Raw genomic sequence first — 2,060 nt, 5'->3', positions numbered from 1 at the left:
GGGCGCCCTTTGCCAGCAGCCCTTCGACAGGCTCAGGGCGAACGGGTCTGCCTGAGATAAGTATCTAATCAGGTAAAAATGCCTTCCAGCGCTTATTGCATAAGCGCTGGAAGCTATGAAATTTATAGTAAGTGATTGAGGTGCGCGAGACCGCCATCAGGGCTGGCGCAGCACCCAGACCGCCAGGGCCGCGCAGGTGGCGCCCAGGACGATGGCCGCCGCCGTCAGGCGCTGGCTGCGCTTTCGCAGCGCTTCCACCGCGCGCACCACCACCGCGTTCTGCTCGGCCAGTGATTCGATCAGCGCGGCGGAATCGCGCTGTTCCTGCTCCAGCTGCGCCACGCGCTGCCCCAGCGCCTTGACCTGCGCCTCCAGCGGCGTGGCATTTGCGTCGCCCGCGTCGTCGCCCAGCGTTCCTGCAGGCGGCTCGGTGCCGCCGGTGCGCGACTTGCGCATGAGCTTTTTTGCGGCATTGAGGATCTGGGGCGTGGCCTCGATGACATCGCCCCAGGGCACCAGTTTCAGCGCGGTGAGCCAAACGGCCATGGCAGTGGTTCTCCTGGCTCAGAGCACTTCGCTGGCGAAATCTGCCAGGCGAGAGCGTTCGCCGCGTGCCAGCGTGATGTGGCCACTGTGCGGCCAGCCCTTGAAGCGGTCGACGGCATAGGTCAGGCCCGAGGAGCCTTCGGTGAGGTAGGGCGTGTCGATCTGCGCGAGGTTGCCCATGCAGATGATCTTGGTGCCCGGGCCTGCGCGGGTGATCAGCGTCTTCATCTGCTTGGGCGTCAGGTTCTGCGCCTCGTCGATGATCACGTACTTGTTCAGGAAGGTGCGCCCGCGCATGAAGTTCATGCTCTTGATCTTGATGCGGCTGCGGATGAGTTCGTTGGTGGCGGCGCGGCCCCATTCGCCCGCGTTGCCACCATCGCCCTTGGCCAGGAATTCGAGGTTGTCGTCCAGCGCGCCCATCCAGGGGCCCATCTTTTCCTCTTCGGTGCCGGGCAAAAAGCCGATGTCCTCGCCCACGCTCACCGTGGCGCGGGTCATGATGATCTCGGTGTAGCGCCGCTCGTCCAGCACTTGCGTGAGGCCGGCCGCCAGCGCCAGCAGGGTCTTGCCGGTGCCCGCCGTGCCGGTGAGGGTGACGAAGTCGATCTCGGGGTCCATGAGCAGGTTCATGGCGTAGTTCTGCTCGCGGTTGCGCGTGGTCACGCCCCACACGGTGTTCTTGGCAGAGCCGTAGTCCTTGAGCGTCTGCAGCACGGCCGTCTTCTCGCGGATTTCGCTCACGCGGGCAAACAGACTGGGCTCACCGGGGGCCTCGAAGTACACGAACTGGTTGATCATCAGCTGCGGCACGATGGGCCCGCCGATGCGGTAGTAGGTGTGCGCGCCGCTCTGCCAGCTTTCCACGTTCTTGCCGGTCTTGGACCAGAAGTCGGGCGGCAGGGCCAGCACGCCGGCATACAGCAGGTCGCCGTCTTCCAGCGTCTTGTCGTTCTGGTAGTCCTCGGCGTGGAGACCCAGCGCGCGCGCCTTCACGCGCATGTTGATGTCCTTGGAGACCAGCACCACTTCGCGCGGTGCGTGCAGCTTGGACAAGGCCTCCAGCACGCCCAGGATCTGGTTGTCGGCCTTGCCCGGCGGCAGGCTGGTGGGCAGGCTGTAGTTCAGCGGCGCGGTCTGGAAGTACAGGCAGCCCGCCGCGGCCCTCTGGCCCGTGGCATCGAGCCGCAGGCCGCGCGCCATGTCGGCCCCCTGGGTGGCGACGAGCGCATCCAGTGTGCGGCTGGCCTGGCGGCCGTTGCGGGCCACCTCGGTCATGCCCTTCTTGTGGCCGTCCAGCTCTTCCAGCACGATCATGGGCAGGAAGATGTCGTGCTCCTCAAAGCGGAAGAAGCTGGTGGGGTCGTGCAGCAGCACATTGGTGTCCAGCACGAACAGCTTGGTGGCGCCCTGGGGGCGGGCCCGCTTGCTGGCGCCGCCAGTACCGGTGCGGCTCGATGGCTGGGAGGCTGCGGCAGGCGCGGCTGCCTCGGCGGCGGGCCCCTTGGCGGCGC

The 2,060-nt window shown here is 66.4% G+C and carries 2 protein-coding genes; both read right to left on the bottom strand.

The annotated features are described in order from the left end of the window. Nucleotides 1-156: 156 nt before the first annotated feature. Nucleotides 157-546 (bottom strand): hypothetical protein, encoded by a 390-nt coding sequence (locus ACOQFS_RS04820; RefSeq protein WP_421561777.1) that lies wholly within the window; start codon nt 544-546, stop codon nt 157-159. An 18-nt stretch (nt 547-564) separates the two neighbouring features. Further along, a partial coding sequence (locus ACOQFS_RS04815) for a PhoH family protein (protein WP_421561776.1) occupies nt 565-2,060 on the bottom strand: 1,496 nt, incomplete at its 5' end.

The sequence above is a fragment of the Paracidovorax sp. MALMAid1276 genome, from assembly GCF_049198005.1.
In the GTDB taxonomy this organism is placed as follows: domain Bacteria; phylum Pseudomonadota; class Gammaproteobacteria; order Burkholderiales; family Burkholderiaceae_C; genus Acidovorax.
The sequence above is the reverse complement of the archived record's forward strand: the minus strand, read 5'-3'. Positions and strand labels throughout refer to the sequence as shown.